This window comes from Amycolatopsis sp. M39 (assembly GCF_001651785.1).
GTDB classification, from domain to species: domain Bacteria; phylum Actinomycetota; class Actinomycetes; order Mycobacteriales; family Pseudonocardiaceae; genus Amycolatopsis; species Amycolatopsis rubida.
The window spans coordinates 641,796-655,978 of sequence record NZ_LWSF01000002.1; the positions used below are offsets into that span (position 1 = coordinate 641,796).

16 protein-coding genes are annotated in these 14,183 nt (G+C 67.7%); 5 read left to right on the forward strand and 11 right to left on the reverse strand.

Translation table 11 applies throughout. From position 1 onward, the window contains the following. Positions 1-210 precede the first annotated feature (210 nt). Positions 211-1,179 (forward strand): helix-turn-helix domain-containing GNAT family N-acetyltransferase, encoded by a 969-nt coding sequence (locus A4R44_RS07790; RefSeq protein WP_067577694.1) that lies wholly within the window; start codon positions 211-213, stop codon positions 1,177-1,179. Beyond that, complete coding sequence (locus tag A4R44_RS07795; protein WP_067577696.1) at positions 1,180-1,467, forward strand: hypothetical protein; 288 nt, start codon at positions 1,180-1,182, stop codon at positions 1,465-1,467. Here A4R44_RS07795 and A4R44_RS07800 read toward each other — a convergent pair. Together A4R44_RS07800 and A4R44_RS50065 are read right to left on the reverse strand one after the other, a co-directional pair. Then, positions 1,455-2,030, reverse strand: a complete 576-nt coding sequence (locus A4R44_RS07800; RefSeq protein ID WP_067578127.1) for a peroxidase-related enzyme — start codon at positions 2,028-2,030, stop codon at positions 1,455-1,457. The genes A4R44_RS07795 and A4R44_RS07800 overlap by 13 nt on opposite strands. Continuing rightward, positions 2,027-2,692: a hypothetical protein gene (locus A4R44_RS50065; RefSeq protein WP_161269443.1), complete on the reverse strand. Its 666-nt coding sequence runs from the start codon at positions 2,690-2,692 to the stop codon at positions 2,027-2,029. Before A4R44_RS50065 ends, A4R44_RS07800 begins: the two co-directional genes overlap by 4 nt. 134 nt (positions 2,693-2,826) lie before the next feature. Between A4R44_RS50065 and A4R44_RS07810 the strand changes: the two genes are divergently transcribed. Then, a complete protein-coding gene (locus A4R44_RS07810) occupies positions 2,827-3,477 on the forward strand; it encodes a hypothetical protein (protein ID WP_067577700.1) in 651 nt (216 codons plus the stop codon). A gap of 7 nt (positions 3,478-3,484) precedes the next feature. On the opposite strand, the gene mctP is transcribed toward A4R44_RS07810, so the two are convergent. Together mctP and A4R44_RS07820 are read right to left on the reverse strand one after the other, a co-directional pair. Then, positions 3,485-5,149: a monocarboxylate uptake permease MctP gene (mctP, locus tag A4R44_RS07815; protein WP_067577702.1), complete on the reverse strand. Its 1,665-nt coding sequence runs from the start codon at positions 5,147-5,149 to the stop codon at positions 3,485-3,487. Next, positions 5,146-5,424 carry a DUF3311 domain-containing protein gene (locus A4R44_RS07820; protein WP_067577704.1) on the reverse strand — a complete coding sequence of 93 codons (279 nt, stop codon included), beginning with the start codon at positions 5,422-5,424 and terminating at the stop codon, positions 5,146-5,148. Before A4R44_RS07820 ends, mctP begins: the two co-directional genes overlap by 4 nt. 304 nt (positions 5,425-5,728) lie before the next feature. On the opposite strand from A4R44_RS07820, the gene A4R44_RS07825 reads away from it, so the two are divergent. Next, positions 5,729-5,998 (forward strand): helix-turn-helix domain-containing protein, encoded by a 270-nt coding sequence (locus tag A4R44_RS07825; RefSeq protein ID WP_067577706.1) that lies wholly within the window; start codon positions 5,729-5,731, stop codon positions 5,996-5,998. A 54-nt stretch (positions 5,999-6,052) separates the two neighbouring features. On the opposite strand, the gene A4R44_RS07830 is transcribed toward A4R44_RS07825, so the two are convergent. Further along, a complete protein-coding gene (locus A4R44_RS07830; protein WP_067577708.1) occupies positions 6,053-6,949 on the reverse strand; it encodes a LysR family transcriptional regulator in 897 nt (298 codons plus the stop codon). Positions 6,950-7,024: 75 nt separating this feature from the next. Between A4R44_RS07830 and A4R44_RS07835 the strand changes: the two genes are divergently transcribed. Further along, entirely contained in the window at positions 7,025-7,738 is a 714-nt protein-coding gene (locus A4R44_RS07835; RefSeq protein WP_067577710.1) for an SDR family oxidoreductase, read from the forward strand. Between the two features lie 4 nt (positions 7,739-7,742). On the opposite strand, the gene A4R44_RS07840 is transcribed toward A4R44_RS07835, so the two are convergent. The 6 genes from A4R44_RS07840 to A4R44_RS07865 form a co-directional block, all read right to left on the reverse strand. After that, positions 7,743-8,318 (reverse strand): EndoU domain-containing protein, encoded by a 576-nt coding sequence (locus A4R44_RS07840; protein WP_067577712.1) that lies wholly within the window; start codon positions 8,316-8,318, stop codon positions 7,743-7,745. A 46-nt stretch (positions 8,319-8,364) separates the two neighbouring features. After that, positions 8,365-9,633 (reverse strand): DUF6297 family protein, encoded by a 1,269-nt coding sequence (locus tag A4R44_RS07845; RefSeq protein ID WP_067577714.1) that lies wholly within the window; start codon positions 9,631-9,633, stop codon positions 8,365-8,367. Then, positions 9,627-10,232 carry an ABC transporter ATP-binding protein gene (locus A4R44_RS07850; protein ID WP_067578129.1) on the reverse strand — a complete coding sequence of 202 codons (606 nt, stop codon included), beginning with the start codon at positions 10,230-10,232 and terminating at the stop codon, positions 9,627-9,629. The genes A4R44_RS07845 and A4R44_RS07850 overlap by 7 nt, the downstream gene beginning before the upstream one ends. Beyond that, positions 10,229-11,122 (reverse strand): TIGR03621 family F420-dependent LLM class oxidoreductase, encoded by an 894-nt coding sequence (locus A4R44_RS07855; RefSeq protein ID WP_093572333.1) that lies wholly within the window; start codon positions 11,120-11,122, stop codon positions 10,229-10,231. Before A4R44_RS07855 ends, A4R44_RS07850 begins: the two co-directional genes overlap by 4 nt. Positions 11,123-11,207: 85 nt before the next feature. After that, a complete protein-coding gene (locus A4R44_RS07860; RefSeq protein ID WP_067577716.1) occupies positions 11,208-13,028 on the reverse strand; it encodes a phosphoenolpyruvate carboxykinase (GTP) in 1,821 nt (606 codons plus the stop codon). A gap of 400 nt (positions 13,029-13,428) precedes the next feature. Continuing rightward, positions 13,429-14,124 carry a hypothetical protein gene (locus A4R44_RS07865; RefSeq protein ID WP_067577718.1) on the reverse strand — a complete coding sequence of 232 codons (696 nt, stop codon included), beginning with the start codon at positions 14,122-14,124 and terminating at the stop codon, positions 13,429-13,431. Positions 14,125-14,183: the final 59 nt, after the last annotated feature.

The window sequence follows — 14,183 nt, forward strand, 5'->3', positions numbered from 1 at the left end:
CTGTTGGTGGGTCACTCACGTGAGTGATCTAGACCACAGTGAACCCTGGGTGTAACGCCGCGACGAGCCGCGTCGATACCCACTACGACCCCGTGATGCTGGCGGACCCCCGACCTGGCAGCATCACGGGGTTTTCCATATGTCTGGACCAATTCGGACACAGGTTCCCCCACCGGGGGAATTCGCTTGCCCCGAGCGGGAGACGGGGCGATGCTTGACTCGGTCAACGATCGAGTCAAGGTGGTCCCCGTGCCGGATTCCGTCCTCACCGAACGCGTCGCCACGATTCGCGCTTTCAACCGGCTCTACACCGGCGTGATCGGCGTCCTCGACGAGGGACCGGCCGACGCCGAATATTCGCTGAGCGAAGCGCGGGTGCTGTTCGAACTCGCCCAACAGGACCAGCTGCAGGTCAGTGATCTGCGCAAACGGCTGTCCCTCGACGGCGGTTACGCGAGCAGGCTGCTCGGCAGGCTGGAAACCCGTGGCCTCGTCACCCGAGAACGCTGCGCGGACGACGCACGTCGCCAGCTCGTCACGCTCACTGCGCAAGGGCGCGCCGCCTTCGCCGACCTCGACCACCGTTCGGCCAGTCAAATCGGGAGCCTGCTCGACCAGTTCGCGGACACCGACCAGCGCCGTCTGCTCGGCGCGATGGGGACTATCACCGCACTCGTCGGCGAATCGGCACCGGAACCGACGGTTGCCCTGCGCGCCCCACGTCCGGGCGACCTCGGCTGGGTGGTGCACCGGCACGGCGCGCTGTACGCCGAGGAGTACGGCCTCGACGAACGCTTCGAAGCCCTCGTCGCGCGCGTGATCGCCGACTTCGCCGAACACCGCGACGACCCGCGCCAAGCCGGCTGGATCGCCGAACTCGACGGCGAACGAGTCGGCAGTATTTTCTGCACTCCCGGCGACGAGGACGGCACCGCGAAGCTCCGGCTGCTTCTGCTGGAACCGGTCGCGCGTGGACACGGTGTCGGCAAACGGCTGGTGCGGGAATGCGTCGAATTCGCCAGCGCGCAGGGGTATCGGTCGATGGAGCTGTGGACGCTGTCGCTGCTCGCCGCCGCGCGCGGGATCTACCGCGGCGCTGGGTTCGAACTCGTCGGCGAAGAAAAAACGGACGCGTTCGGGCCGTTGGTGACCGGCGAAACCTGGCGGCGGGAGTTATAGATGTTCGTCCTGTACTGCGCCGTGTGCGATCGCCGCACGCTGCTGGGCGTCGACGAGGTCGACTGGGTCGAGAACCTGACGCGCGGCGTGATCTCGGTGTCCGGCCACTGCCCGCTGGGACACGACGCAGCCATCCTGACCGGCGACGCGTTCACCCCGCACGCGGACCCGAGATACTTCGGGCCCGCGCCGCGGGTGTGGACGAAACCGGTGCACCGCCTGCGCGGCTGGCTGCGCACCCGGTTCGAGATGAGCCGCGACCTGCCCGGCCCGTTCTATCGCTTCTGACGCCCCATCAAGTAAAACTCCGGATTCGGCTTGAGCGCGGTCAGATGCGCGAGCCGGTTGGACATCGCGAACAACGCGGTGATCGCGCCGACGTCCCAGATCTCGTCCTCGGTCAGGCCCGCCTCGCGCGCCATCGCCAGATCGCCCTCGCCGAACAACGCGGAATCGCGGGACAACGCGAGCGCGAGATCGACGATCGCCCGGCCGCGCTCGTCGAGTTCGACCTGCCACGGGTTCGTCGCTACCTGGTCGGACAGCTCGGGGTCCTTGGCGCGGATCCGCAGGATCGCTCCGTGCGCGACGATGCAGTAGGTGCAGTGGTTCGCGCCGGAGGTGGCTACGACGACGAGTTCGCGTTCGGCTTTGGTGAGTCCGCCGTCGCGTTCCATGAGCGCGTCGTGGTAGTCGAGGAAGGCCCTCAGCTCGGCTGGGCGGTGGCCAAGAGCGCGGAAAATGTTCGGAGTGAAGCCGGATTTCTCCGCGATGGCACCGATGCGCTCGCGGAGATCGTCGGGAAGGTCTTCGAGTTCCGTCACGGGGAACCGGCTCACGGGGTTGGTCATGCCGACCACGCTAACCCGCGCGGTGTGCGTACGGGAGGTGGTTGGGTGGGCCAAGGTGAGCGGGTGAATGGACGAGTCGGACTGGCGGGACGCTCGGGGTCGGGCTGGGTGGGGCGGTGGCGTTGTGGTTGGCGGTGCGGAAGCAGCGGTCGACCGAACTGGACTTGCTGCAGAAGCACGAACCGCATCGGCTCGCGGAGCAGGTTGCGGCGGACACACGGCAACATCAGCTTCGTACGGCCGCTGATGCTCGGGAAGACGCGCTGGCTCGGCGGGTGATCGCTGAAGTTCTGTGCGCGTATCTGCGGATGCCACCGGGCAGTACGGCGGAAGAGGTTCAGGTTCGGCGGGCGGCGCAGAAGATCTTGGAGAGGCACACGCACCCGGGCGACATCAGGCACTGGCCCGGTCTCTTCCTCGACTTTTCCGGGGCGCACCTCGACCGGGTCCGCTTCACCGGATGCCGCTTCGAGGCCATCCTGTTCACCGGCTTCGCCAGCTTCATCAGTGCGCGCTTCGACGGAGAGGGGAATTTTCAGGGTGCGCAGTCCGCCGATCAGGTCGATTTCCACAACGCGCGATTCGTCGACGACGTGAACTTCGGCGATGCCGAGTTCGCGGCTCTGCCCAAGCTGGATCAGGCCGAGGCGGGACCGGATCACCTGAAACTACTCCAGCGACACTGGCCAGCCGGGTGGACTCTCGGCGATCCCGAGGACGACGGCTGGGCACCCCTGCTCCGAACCGACTGACCCCGGATTCCCTCCGTTCACCCGGAAGGGGTTTGCTTACCCCCGTGAACTGGACCGCGTACGTGGACGGTTACTGCGAGCGCACCGCGCCCGGACTCTGGGGAGAGCCGCTCAACGACCTGGCCAACCTGGCCTTTCTCGCTGCCGCCGGGATGGTGTGGTGGCGGGCCGACGGGCAGCGCGCCGGGCGGGTGCTCGCTGCCCTGATCGGGTTGATCTTTGTCGCCAGCGGCGTGTTCCACCTGGTCGCCACGCGCTGGGGTGCGGTCGCCGACTCCACGGCCATCCTGATCTTCACCCTGTTTTACGCCGCGGCCTTTCCCCGGATCTTCTTTCCGGCGAAAGCCGCCTGGTCCTGGCTGGGTGCACTGGCTTTCCTGGCAATCACCGGCGCGTCGGCGGCGCTTGGCGGCGGCCTGTATCTGCCAGCACTCGCGGGCCTGGCTGGGTTCGCTATCGCGTTGGGAGTAAAGCGCGACTCGTACTGGCTGCACTTCACCATGGCCGCCGCAGTGTTCGCGTTGTCGCTGTCCTTCCGGGCTATCGACGGAGTGATCTGCGGAGACTTCCCGGCAGGCACGCATTTCCTGTGGCATGTGCTCAACGCGGTAGTCCTGTACATCGTCGCGAAGGCGATGATCGGTAGAACCCAAGAGACCTCCGCGCCGGAAACCGACGCGGAGGCCTCTGTCTAAAAAGGACTTAGTGGGCACCGATGGGGCGCAGGTCCTTGTCGTGTTCGTCGGCGTGGTAGTCCTCGGGCGCGGTTTCGTCGTTGCCCGGGCTCCACTTCAGGGCCCGTGCGATGACCGAGACCACCGCGGCCACCACGATGTTCGCTATGAGGGCCACGAAACCCGGATAGATCTGCACCGCGGCGAGGCCGGTGCCGCTGAACGGGTGCCAGCCGAAGATCGACAGGTTGCCCATGGCCAGTGCGGAACCGCCGAAGTGGAGTTTTCCGTTGGCGGGGTTGGGGATTCCGTACAGCATGATCAGGCCCCAGCCCATGCCGACGATCCAGCCTGCGATGAGGCCCGCCTTGTGGAACCAGCGCGTGTACAGGGCGATCGCCACCGCGGGCAGGGTCTGCAGGATCAGCACGCCGCCGATGAGCTGCAGGTCGATCGAGAACTGCGGGTCGATCAGGATGATCACCAGCACCGCACCCAGCTTGACCACCAAGGACGCCAGTTTCGCCTGCTTCGCCTCCTGCTTCGGCGTCGCGTCCTTGCGGATGTACTCCTTGTAGATGTTGCGCGTCCACAGGTTCGCCGCGGCGATCGACATGATCGCGGCGGGCACCAGAGCACCGATGCCGATCGCGGCGAAGGCGATGCCGGCGAACCAGTTCGTGAACTGCGAGTCGAACAGCAGCGGGACGATCGTGTTGCCGTCCGGCTTTCCGGTGGCGGCGTTCTTCAGCGGCTTGACGCCCGCCGAGATCGCGACGTAACCCAGCAGCGCGAGCAGACCCAGCACGAACGAGTAAGCCGGCAGCGCCACCATGTTCCGCTTGATCACGTTGCGGCCGCGCGAGGCGAGCACGCTCGTGAGCGAGTGCGGGTACAGGAACAGCGCGAGCGCCGAACCCAGCGCCAGCGTCGCGTACTGCAACTGGTTGCTCGAGGTCAGCAGGATCGAACCGGCGGGCTTGCCGGTGGCCGGACTCGGCTTGGCGAGCGTTTCGTTGGCGGTGCTGAAAATGTGGTCCCAGCCGCCGAGCTTCGAAGGCAGGTAAATGACCGCCACGATGATCACGATGTAGATCAGGATGTCCTTGACGAACGCGATCAGCGCGGGGGCGCGAAGGCCGGACTGATACGTGTAGAGCGCCAGGATGACGAACGCGACCAGCAGCGGCAGGTGCCCGACGATGCCGGAACCGTTGATGCCCATCGTGCGCAGCACGGCTTCCAGGCCGACCAGCTGCAACGCGATGTACGGCATGGTCGCGACGATGCCGGTGATCGCGATCAGCAGTGCCAGCGTCGGCGAACCGAAGCGACCGCGGACGAAGTCGGCGGGGGTCACGTAGCCGCGCGAACGGCTGACCGACCACATGCGCAGCGCGGGAAGCAGGACGATCGGGTAGACGACGATCGTGTAGGGCAGCGCGTACAGGCCGAGCGCGCCGGCGCTGAACACGAGCGCGGGCACGGCGACGAAGGTGTATGCGGTGTAGAGGTCGCCGCCGAGCAGGAACCAGGTGATCCACGAGCCGAACTTGCGGCCGCCGAGGCCCCATTCGTCGAGGTGGTCGAGGCTGCCGCCGGCTTTCCACCGCGAGGCGACGAAGCCGAGCACGGTGACGACCACGAACAGCAACGCGAAGACGATCAGTTCGACCCACTGAATGTCGCTCATCGGGCGTCCCCCTCGTCCAAGTCGTCGACGCTCAGCTCGTCCCGGCCGCCGCCCCGCGGCTTGTTCTTGGTGGCCAGGTAGACGATGCCGGTGCACAGCACGCCCAGTACGACGAACGCCAGCTGGAACCAGTAGAAGAACGGAAGGCCGAACAGCCGCGGCTCGTCGAAGTTGAACAGCGGCGTGACCAGGATCAGCAACGGGATCAGCAACAGCAGGTTCCAGGCACTGAACTGGAACCCGCGCACCCGACCGCCCGGTTTGGCAGTGGACATCAAACCTCACCTAACACTCACGTGACACGCGACCGCCTGACCCTAGACCTCGGTCATCCCGCCGTCATACGACTTCGATATCGATTCGATCAGCACTGCGACCACGTTCCAGGGTGTGGACAACCTCGGGGACAACCCGCTTTCGCGCGGCCCCGGCGAGCCGTTCGCTACCCCTATCGGCGGGACCGGGCCGCCTCGAATGCCCCAAGAGCTTGTGCCGGACGGCGGTTGTCCACGGGGTTCGGCAGCTTGTGCACAGAGTTATCCACAGGCAGTGGACAACTCTGTGGCTAAACTGAACGACATGGTCCGCGTGCCCCTCACCGACGAAGAACGCTCCCGCGGCGAGCGGCTCGGCCTGGTGCTGCGCGCCGCCCGGGCCAGCCGCAGCATGGTCGACGTGGCCGCGGAAGCGGGCATTTCAGTCGAAACCCTGCGCAAGATCGAGACCGGCCGGATCCCGACGCCCGCGTTCTTCACCGTCGCGGCGATCGCCGACGCGGTGGGCATGCCGCTGGAGCGGCTACGCGTCGCGTGCGCGGGTGACGCGGCGGCGTTTTCGCAGGCCAGTTGAGGTTCCGGGGCGTCCCCGGGAGGATCGCGCAGCGCGCCGAGAAGAGCGGCTGAGTCAGCCGCCGGGGGCAGGATCGGCGAGCAGATCGGGCAAGTACTGGACGCCTGCGGACAACTGCGGCTCGGCGCGAAGCGCGACCGCGTTCCGGACGAGCGCGGCAACCTCCGGGGAGTGGCTGTTCGGCGACCAGCCGATCACCGTGGTGACGTCCGGGGCATCGACGACCGGGACCGCGACGTGCTCCGGCCACTGCCAAGCCCGGCTCGACGCGGGAATCACCAGCAGCGTCCGGCCGAGCGCGACGAGCTGGGCGAGGGTCGACTGGGTGCGCACCTCCGGGCCGGGGCCGTCCGGGTAGCTGCCGTCGAGGCGGGGCCAGCGGGCCATCGGCAGGTCCGGCACGTCGCTGACCTCGGCCAGGGTCAGCGTTTCCCGCGCGGCGAGCGGATGTGCGGCCGGCAGGATCGCGACCTGGCCTTCGACCTGCAGCGCCTCGGTGTCGAACCCGGCGAGGTCGTCGTAGGGGTGGTGCATGATCGCCACGTCCGCCGAACCGTCGCGGAGCAGTCCGGCCTGTTCGCCGACCTCGCACAGCAGGATCTCCACCGGCGGGCTCGCGGCCAAGAGCCGTTGCAGGAGTTCGTGCGACGCTCCGGCTTTGGTCGCCAGCACCAGCGGATGCTTCCCGGCTCGGCGCGTGCGGCGGACAGCGGCCGCGACGGCGTCGAGGGCCAGCCGGGATTCGCGGAGCAGCACTCGACCGGCCTCGGTCAGCGCGACGCCCCGGCGGTTTCGCTCAAGAAGCTGGACGCCGAGCCGTCGCTCCAGCTGGGCGATCGCGCGCGAGAGGGGCGGCTGCGCGATCCCGAGCCGTTCAGCGGCGCGGCCGAAGTGCAGTTCTTCGGCGACCGCTGCGAAGTAACGGAGTTCGCGAGTCTCCAGGTCGTCCACAGCACCAGCTTAATACCCTGCGGGTATCACAGCAGACCCCTTTGATCTTGGACGTCCGACCGGACCGCGCCGACCATGGACGGAGTGAACGACACGAAGACCGCGCTGGTCACCGGCGCGAACAAGGGAATCGGCCTCGCCATCGCGCACGGCCTCGGCTCGATCGGCTTCACCGTCGCCGTGGGTGCGCGGGACGAAAACAACCGCGAGAAAGCCGTCGAGGAACTGCGCGCCGCGGGCATCGACGCATTCGGCGTCGCGCTCGACGTCACCTCCGAGGACAGTGTCGCCGTCGCGGCCAAGTCCATCGAACGGCTCGACGTCCTGGTCAACAACGCCGGCATCGGCGGCCAGCTCGACGGCGGCGCCCAGGACCCGACGACACTCGACCTCGACGTCGTCCGCACGGTCCTGGACACGAACGTCTTCGGCGTCGTCCGGGTCACGAACGCGATGCTTCCGCTGTTGCGCGAAGCGGAGTCGCCGCGCATCGTCAACATGTCCAGCAACATGGGTTCGCTCAAGCTGCGAAGCGGCCCGGTCCTCGCCGCTTACGCGCCGTCGAAGACGATGCTCAACAGCATCACCGTGCAGTACGCCCGCGTGCTCGCGGACACGAACGTGATCATCAACGCCGGCTGTCCCGGTTACGTAGCAACGGATTTCAACGGTTACGCCGGAACCCGGACACCCGAACAGGGCGCGGCAATCGCGGTCAAACTCGCCACCCTGCCCGACGACGGGCCGCGCGGCGGGTTCTTTGACGACGCCGGGGAAATCCCGTGGTGACGGCTCAGTCGCGCAGGTCGGCGAGGATCCGTTCGCGGTCGTTGAGGTAGCGGCAGTCGCGGACCGGCAGTTCGAACGAGTTCAGCAGCTTCTCGAAGTCCGCGTACTCGTCCGGGTTGAGCTGGATGCCGGTCACCTCGAAGTGCGCGGCCAGGGTGTCGGCCAGCTCCTCCCATTCGCCGGACCACTGCAGATCGCGGTAGTGCTCCAGGTCTTCGGCAGGCATCCGATCGGCGAGCAGGCGCAGGACGCTGTCGACGAAGTAGCTGATCCGGTTGCCCGCGCGGTCGTCGACGGTCGGGTTCGCCGGGTCTCGCGCGGCGTCCGCGTTCCGGACGACGCCGGGACCCGGCAGCGGGTAGCTGGTGTGCACGTTCCCGTCGCCGTTGACCAGGACGACCACGCGCACGCCGTACCGTTCGCCGACGCAGCGCCAGCGGCCGTTGTACTGCTGCCGCCGGGGTTCGCCCGGATCGTTGGCGACGTCCTTGACCACCGCGATGATCTGCTCGTCGCTCCATCCGGGCGGAAACTCGCACGTCGCCCTGCGTCCGATGCCGGAAGCGTGTCCACCGCCCACCTTCGGCTCCTCTCGTCGGCACGGAGCCTAACCCGGGCGCGGCCGTTCAGCCGAGTTGCGCCAGCACCAGGATTCCGAGCGCCAGCAGGTCCGGACCGCGGAACAGTTGCCGCATAAGGTTTGCCGGCATCGGGCCGGCGGGGGTGTCGACGAAACCCGCGCTGCTGTAGTCGACCGGCTGCCGCGTGACGGTGCGCAATACCGAGAGCACTGCCAGGGCAACGGTCACCCACGAGAGCGGTGAAAACGCGGCGCCCAAAGCCAAAAGCGCCACTGAGAGCAGCGCGCACCAGACCAGAGCAACCACAGTCAGCGCGACGCCGTGCGCGATCACCAGCTCCTGCGACGACGAACCCAGCCACCGCCGCCGCCCCGGATTCCGCCACAGCACGCCGAGACCGGCCCCGAAAGGAGTAAGCGCCACGTACGCGCCGATCCCGACGAGCACCGGGCCCGGCAGAGTGGGAACAGCAACATGTCCGACGGCTACCGCGAAAGCCACTAACAAAACCGCGCCCGCATACCGGGAACGGCCAACGATCCCGACCCACGCGAGCCGGAACGCGGTGGGCGGGCGCAGCGACCACGAACCGGCGGACCCGGACTCCGGCAGCATCATCATCGGGTCGAGAAATGTCACCGCCATCGCGCGCAGGACCCGCGCGTTCCAGCCGTCGAGCAGCACCGCGCGACCGGCGCCACTGACCGCTTCGCCGCCAAAAGCCAGCAACAGACCACATAATGCGAGCGCCGCGCCGACGTACTGCACCGCCATCGCGTCGAGGCGAGCCGCAGCGATCACGACGCCGGCCACCGCGAGGAGCAGCGGTCCAGCGGCTTCGAGCCGGAACGCGGTACGACGCGCAGTGGTGAACGCGAGGATCGTGCCGCCCGCGACGAGGGCGGCCGCGGCGCGCCACCAGTCGACCGAACTGCCGCCGACCGCCAGCATCAGCGCGGCGAGATATCCGATCACCACCACGAATCCGGTGAGCACGCTGGCCAGCCGGGTCCCGACGACGCGGCGGCGGTCCACCTTGGCGAAGTCCATCCAGGTCAGCTCGGCCGGTTCGGCCCAGACGAAACCTCGGCGCAGCAGGCTTCGCCAGCCGACCGCGGCGCACAACGCGACCAGGCCGAGTACCGCCGAGTAGTCCACTGCGGACGGTCCAAAGAGGACTCGATGCCAGGCGTCAGTACGGAAAAAGGCGGTGAACAGGAAGCCGACACCGAAGATCAGCACGAACGTGGGGCTGTCGCCACTGAAAATGCCGCCGAACCGCTTGCGGCCAGGCACGCGTAACCGGGTCACCACAGTTCGAGCACGCTGTCTGCCGTGTCCAGCAACGGTTGATGATGCGTGGCAACGACAACTGCCGCACCCGCCGCGGTGGAGCGGCCGATCAGCTTGACCAGCCACTCCTTGCCCGCGGTGTCGAGCGCGCGTTCCGGCTCGTCCAGCAACAGCACGCGATGCGGCCGCGCGGTGACGCCCAGCAGCAGCAACCGGCGACGCTGTCCGGCCGAGAAATGCCCAGCGGTGACGCGGGCTCGTTCGGCGAGGCCCGCGTCCGCCAGCAATTCGTCGTAATCACCGAGGTCTTCCCCGAAGGAGCCAGCGAGCAGTTCCAGGTGCTGCATCGGAGTCAGTTCAGCGAAGAAGTCGGAATCGTCGAAGAGCACGGACACCTTGCGCCGGAAGGAAACACTGCGCTCGTCCGGCTTCGCACCGTCGATCAGCACCCGGCCCCGCTGCGGTTCCTGCATCCCGTACAGACACCGCATCAGGGTGGATTTCCCGACGCCGTTGGGCCCGACGAGCACCGCGCATTCGCCCGGATCGACCGAGAAGTCGAGATCCTCCAGCAACCACAGGTCACCGGCCTTCACGCCGAGCCCCCGCGCGTCCACTATCGGCGACACAGCAGCTTCACCACCGGGGCCAGCACTTCGAGGTTCGGCTCCAGGATCGTGAAATAGCTGAAACCGAACCGAGCGCGGTGCGCGACCAGCTGCTCAGCGATTTCCTCGACGGTCCCGACCAGCACGGTCGGGACCTCCGCCAGCTCGTCGAGCGTCAGTGTGCCACCCAGGCGCGCAAGGATTTCCCGCAGCGCGCTTTCCCGATCATCAGTGATCTGGACGAATTGCACCAGCACGTTGAATTCGGCGGCGCGCCCGGCGAGTCGTTCGGCGACAAACCTCGTGCGCTCTTCGACCGATTCCGCGGTCGCCAGCATCGGCGGCGCACCGTCGCGCACCTTTGCCATGCCGCTGAAGGCAATCGTCGCCGCGTGCTCGGCGGCCAGCGACAGCAGCCGGTCGCCGCGGCCGCCGATCATCAGCGGCGGACCGCCGGACTGCACCGGTTTCGGCGCGTATTCCGGATCCGCGTACAGCCGCCCGAGTTCCTTGATCGTGAGTTCGAGGTGATCGACCCGCGCGCCCGCGCTGGGAAACGGCATTCCGGCCGCTTCGAACTCCGCTTTGACATATCCGGCGCCGAGACCGAGTTCGAGCCGTCCGGACACGAATTGGTCCGTGCCCGCGACGTCGCGCGCGAGCAGCACCGGGTTGTAGAACGGCGCGTTGAGCACAAAAGTGTTGAGCCGCACCCGTTCGGTGACCGCACCGGCCAGCACGAGCGCGGGAAACGGCGGCGCGATGGCGAGGTGGTCGGCCACGCTCAGCACGTCGTAGCCGAGTTCCTCGACCCGGCGGCACTTCGCGCCCCACTCGTCGCGCGAGCCCGGAAGCACCATGTTCACGCCGAACCGGAAAGTCTTCTCCCCATCAGAGACCATGCGACCCACGCTACCGTTTCCGGGAACGAAGAAGGGGACGTCCGCGCCCGGTGCGAACGTCCCCTTCTCACGCTTGACGCGGGCGTCAGCCCAGACGCTGGGCCAGCGCGTCCAGCTCGTCGCGCAGCGAGGAGGGCACCTCGCCGATCTTCGCGAACCACTCCTCGATGAGCGGCAGCTCCTCGCGCCACTCCTCGTTGCGCACCTCCAGCGCGGCCTGGATGTCCTCGACCGGCTCGGAAAGGCCGTCGAGGTCGAGGTCCTGGGCGTTCGGCACGAACCCGATCGGGGTCTCGACCGCGTTGCCCTTGCCCTCGACGCGTTCGAGCACCCACTTGAGCACGCGCGAGTTCTCGCTGAAGCCCGGCCACAGGAAGCGGCCGTCGTCGCCGCGGCGGAACCAGTTGACGTAGAAGATCTTCGGCAGCTTGTTCGCGTCGGCGTTCTTGCCCAGCGTCAGCCAGTGGTTGAAGTAGTCACCGGCGTGGTAGCCGAGGAACGGCAGCATCGCCATCGGGTCGCGGCGCACGTTGCCGACCGCGCCGACCGCCGCGGCGGTGGTCTCCGACGACATGGTCGCGCCCATGAAGACGCCGTGCTGCCAGTCGCGGGCCTCGTTCACCAGCGGCACCGTCGTCTTGCGCCGTCCGCCGAAAAGGATCGCCGAGATCGGCACGCCGTTGGGGTCGTCCCACTCCGGCGCGAGGATCGGGCACTGCGACATCGGCACGCAGTACCGCGAGTTCGGGTGGGCGGCCTTCTCCTCGGAGTCGGGCGTCCAGTCCTGGTGCTTCCACGAGGTGGCGTGCGCGGGCTTGTTCTCCATGCCCTCCCACCACACGTCGCCGTCGTCGGTGAGCGCCACGTTCGTGAAGACCGTATTGCCCTTCTCGATCGTGCGCATGGCGTTCGGGTTCGTGTGGTTGTCGGTGCCCGGCGCGACACCGAAGAAGCCGAACTCCGGGTTCACCGCGTACAGCCGGCCGTCCTCGCCGAAGCGCATCCACGCGATGTCGTCGCCGAGGGTCTCCGCGCGCCAGCCCGGGATGGTCGGCTGCAGCATGGCGAGGTTGGTCTTGCCGCAGGCGCTCGGGAACGCCGCCGCGACGTAGTGGACCTTGTCCTCGGGCGAGATCAGCTTGAGGATCAGCATGTGCTCGGCGAGCCAGCCCTCGTCCCGGGCGATGACCGAGCCGATCCGCAGCGAGTAGCACTTCTTGCCCAGCAAGGAGTTGCCGCCGTAGCCAGAGCCGTAGCTCCAGATCAGCCGCTCCTCCGGGAAGTGCGAGATGTACTTGGTCTCGCTGCACGGCCAGGCGACGTCCTTCTCGCCGTCCGCCAGCGGCTTGCCGACCGAGTGCAGGGCGGGCACGAACTCGGCCTCGGTGCCGTCGGCCTTGACGAACTTGTCCAGCGCGGCCTTGCCTGCCCGGGTCATCACGCGCATTGACGCGACGACATAGGCGAAGTCGGTGATTTCGATGCCCAGCTTGGGGTTTTCGTCGCCGAGCGGGCCCATGCAGAACGGGATCACGTACATCGTGCGGCCGCGCATGCAGCCGCGGTACAGCTCCGTCATGGTGGCCTTCATCTCGGCCGGGGCGACCCAGTTGTTCGTCGGGCCCGCGTCCTTCTCTTCCTTCGAACAGATGAAGGTGCGGTCCTCGACCCGCGCGACGTCGCCGGGGTCCGAGGTGGCCCAGTAGGAGTTCGGCTTCGCGTCCAGCTTCACGAAGGTGCCGGCGTCGACCAGCTCCTGGTTGATCCGGGCGGCTTCCTCGTCAGACCCGTCGACCCACACCACGCGGTCCGGGGTGGTCAGCTCGGCGACCTCCCGGACCCAGGACAGCACGCCACTGTGCGTCGTCGGCGCGTTGTCCAGTCCGGGGATGGCGACTGCGGTCATCTCTACTCCTGACTTCCGACGACAAAAGAGCCCACACCGCGAACGACAGTGTTCTTGGTGCGGGCTTCGTTGCCGGCGACCGAATGGCTTCGCACACCGGCGGAAGACCGGTGTGCGGGTTTTGGGATTCCCCGACTGTAGCCGGATGGACGGCAGGTAACCGAGAGCTGACCTGTCGGTTCTCTCACAAGAACGATAAGGGAATCGATTCAGTTTCACCGGAACGGGCCAGCGGCGAAAATCTTTCCGCGTGGCCCGCGTCGCATTCGCGCCGGATGCCGGGTGCCGGGCTGATCAGTCCGCTCGGGGTGTCAACGCTGTCAGCCTTCCCGGCCAGGAAACGACCAAACGGGCCCGGCGCGCGGCCGGACCCGTTCGGGTGACGTCAGTTACCGAGGGCTCAGTTGGGGCTGATCCACTGCCCGGTTCCGCTGTCGATCTTCGCGACGCCGCTGAGCAGCTGGGCGCCCTCGCCGCCCCAGGCCGAGTCGCTGCCGGGGTCGGTCGCCGCGTGGTTCGAGCCGCCGTCGGCCTCGGTCCACTGGCCCTGGCCGGTGTGCTCGAAGGTGTGGGTGGAGCCGTCCGCGCCGACCTGCACCGCGACGTCGGCCTGGCCGTCGCCGTTGGTGTCGGTGAAGGCGATCGTGCCGCCGGAGCGGGTCTCGACCACGGCGGTGTCGTTGTGCCCGTCGTGGTCGGTGTCGATGGTGGCGACCCCGGCGTCGACGTTGCCGTCGGGAAGGTCGGCGTGGATGTGCCCGGTGGTCGAGGTGTCCTGCGAATGCGTGTCGGTGCCGTCCGAGCCGGACTGGCCGTGGCCGGATTCGACCCAGCTGCCGCTCTGCTCATCGTAAACCGCCTGGTCCACGACATGCCCGGTCGAATCGAGCACCGCGTAGTGGTCGGCGACCCCGTCGTGATCGGTGTCGGCGAACGCCTGCGCGGTGCCGTCGTCGTGCTCGACGACCGCGGTGTCGGAGACCCCGTCGTGGTCGGTGTCGTAGTTGACCTCGGCCTGGTACTCCTGGCCGTCGACGTGGACGGTCAAGGCCTCCGGGCCGGTCGCGTCGGTGCCGCCGCTCTCGTCGACCCACATGGGTTGGTCCCCCTTAGTACGCCGGGTCTGCCGCTGGTTGCTTCGCTCGGTATGACTCA

Coding starts and splice junctions, on each gene's coding strand:
- A4R44_RS07790 (WP_067577694.1), top strand. CDS start 211: ATGCTTGACTCGGTCAACGATCGAGTCAAGGTGGTCCCCGTGCCGGAT.
- mctP (WP_067577702.1), bottom strand. CDS start 5,149: ATGAGCGACATTCAGTGGGTCGAACTGATCGTCTTCGCGTTGCTGTTC.
- A4R44_RS07835 (WP_067577710.1), top strand. CDS start 7,025: ATGGACGGAGTGAACGACACGAAGACCGCGCTGGTCACCGGCGCGAAC.
- A4R44_RS07855 (WP_093572333.1), bottom strand. CDS start 11,122: ATGGTCTCTGATGGGGAGAAGACTTTCCGGTTCGGCGTGAACATGGTG.
- A4R44_RS07795 (WP_067577696.1), top strand. CDS start 1,180: ATGTTCGTCCTGTACTGCGCCGTGTGCGATCGCCGCACGCTGCTGGGC.
- A4R44_RS07865 (WP_067577718.1), bottom strand. CDS start 14,124: ATGTGGGTCGACGAGAGCGGCGGCACCGACGCGACCGGCCCGGAGGCC.
- A4R44_RS07820 (WP_067577704.1), bottom strand. CDS start 5,424: ATGTCCACTGCCAAACCGGGCGGTCGGGTGCGCGGGTTCCAGTTCAGT.
- A4R44_RS07825 (WP_067577706.1), top strand. CDS start 5,729: ATGGTCCGCGTGCCCCTCACCGACGAAGAACGCTCCCGCGGCGAGCGG.
- A4R44_RS07800 (WP_067578127.1), bottom strand. CDS start 2,030: ATGACCAACCCCGTGAGCCGGTTCCCCGTGACGGAACTCGAAGACCTT.
- A4R44_RS07860 (WP_067577716.1), bottom strand. CDS start 13,028: ATGACCGCAGTCGCCATCCCCGGACTGGACAACGCGCCGACGACGCAC.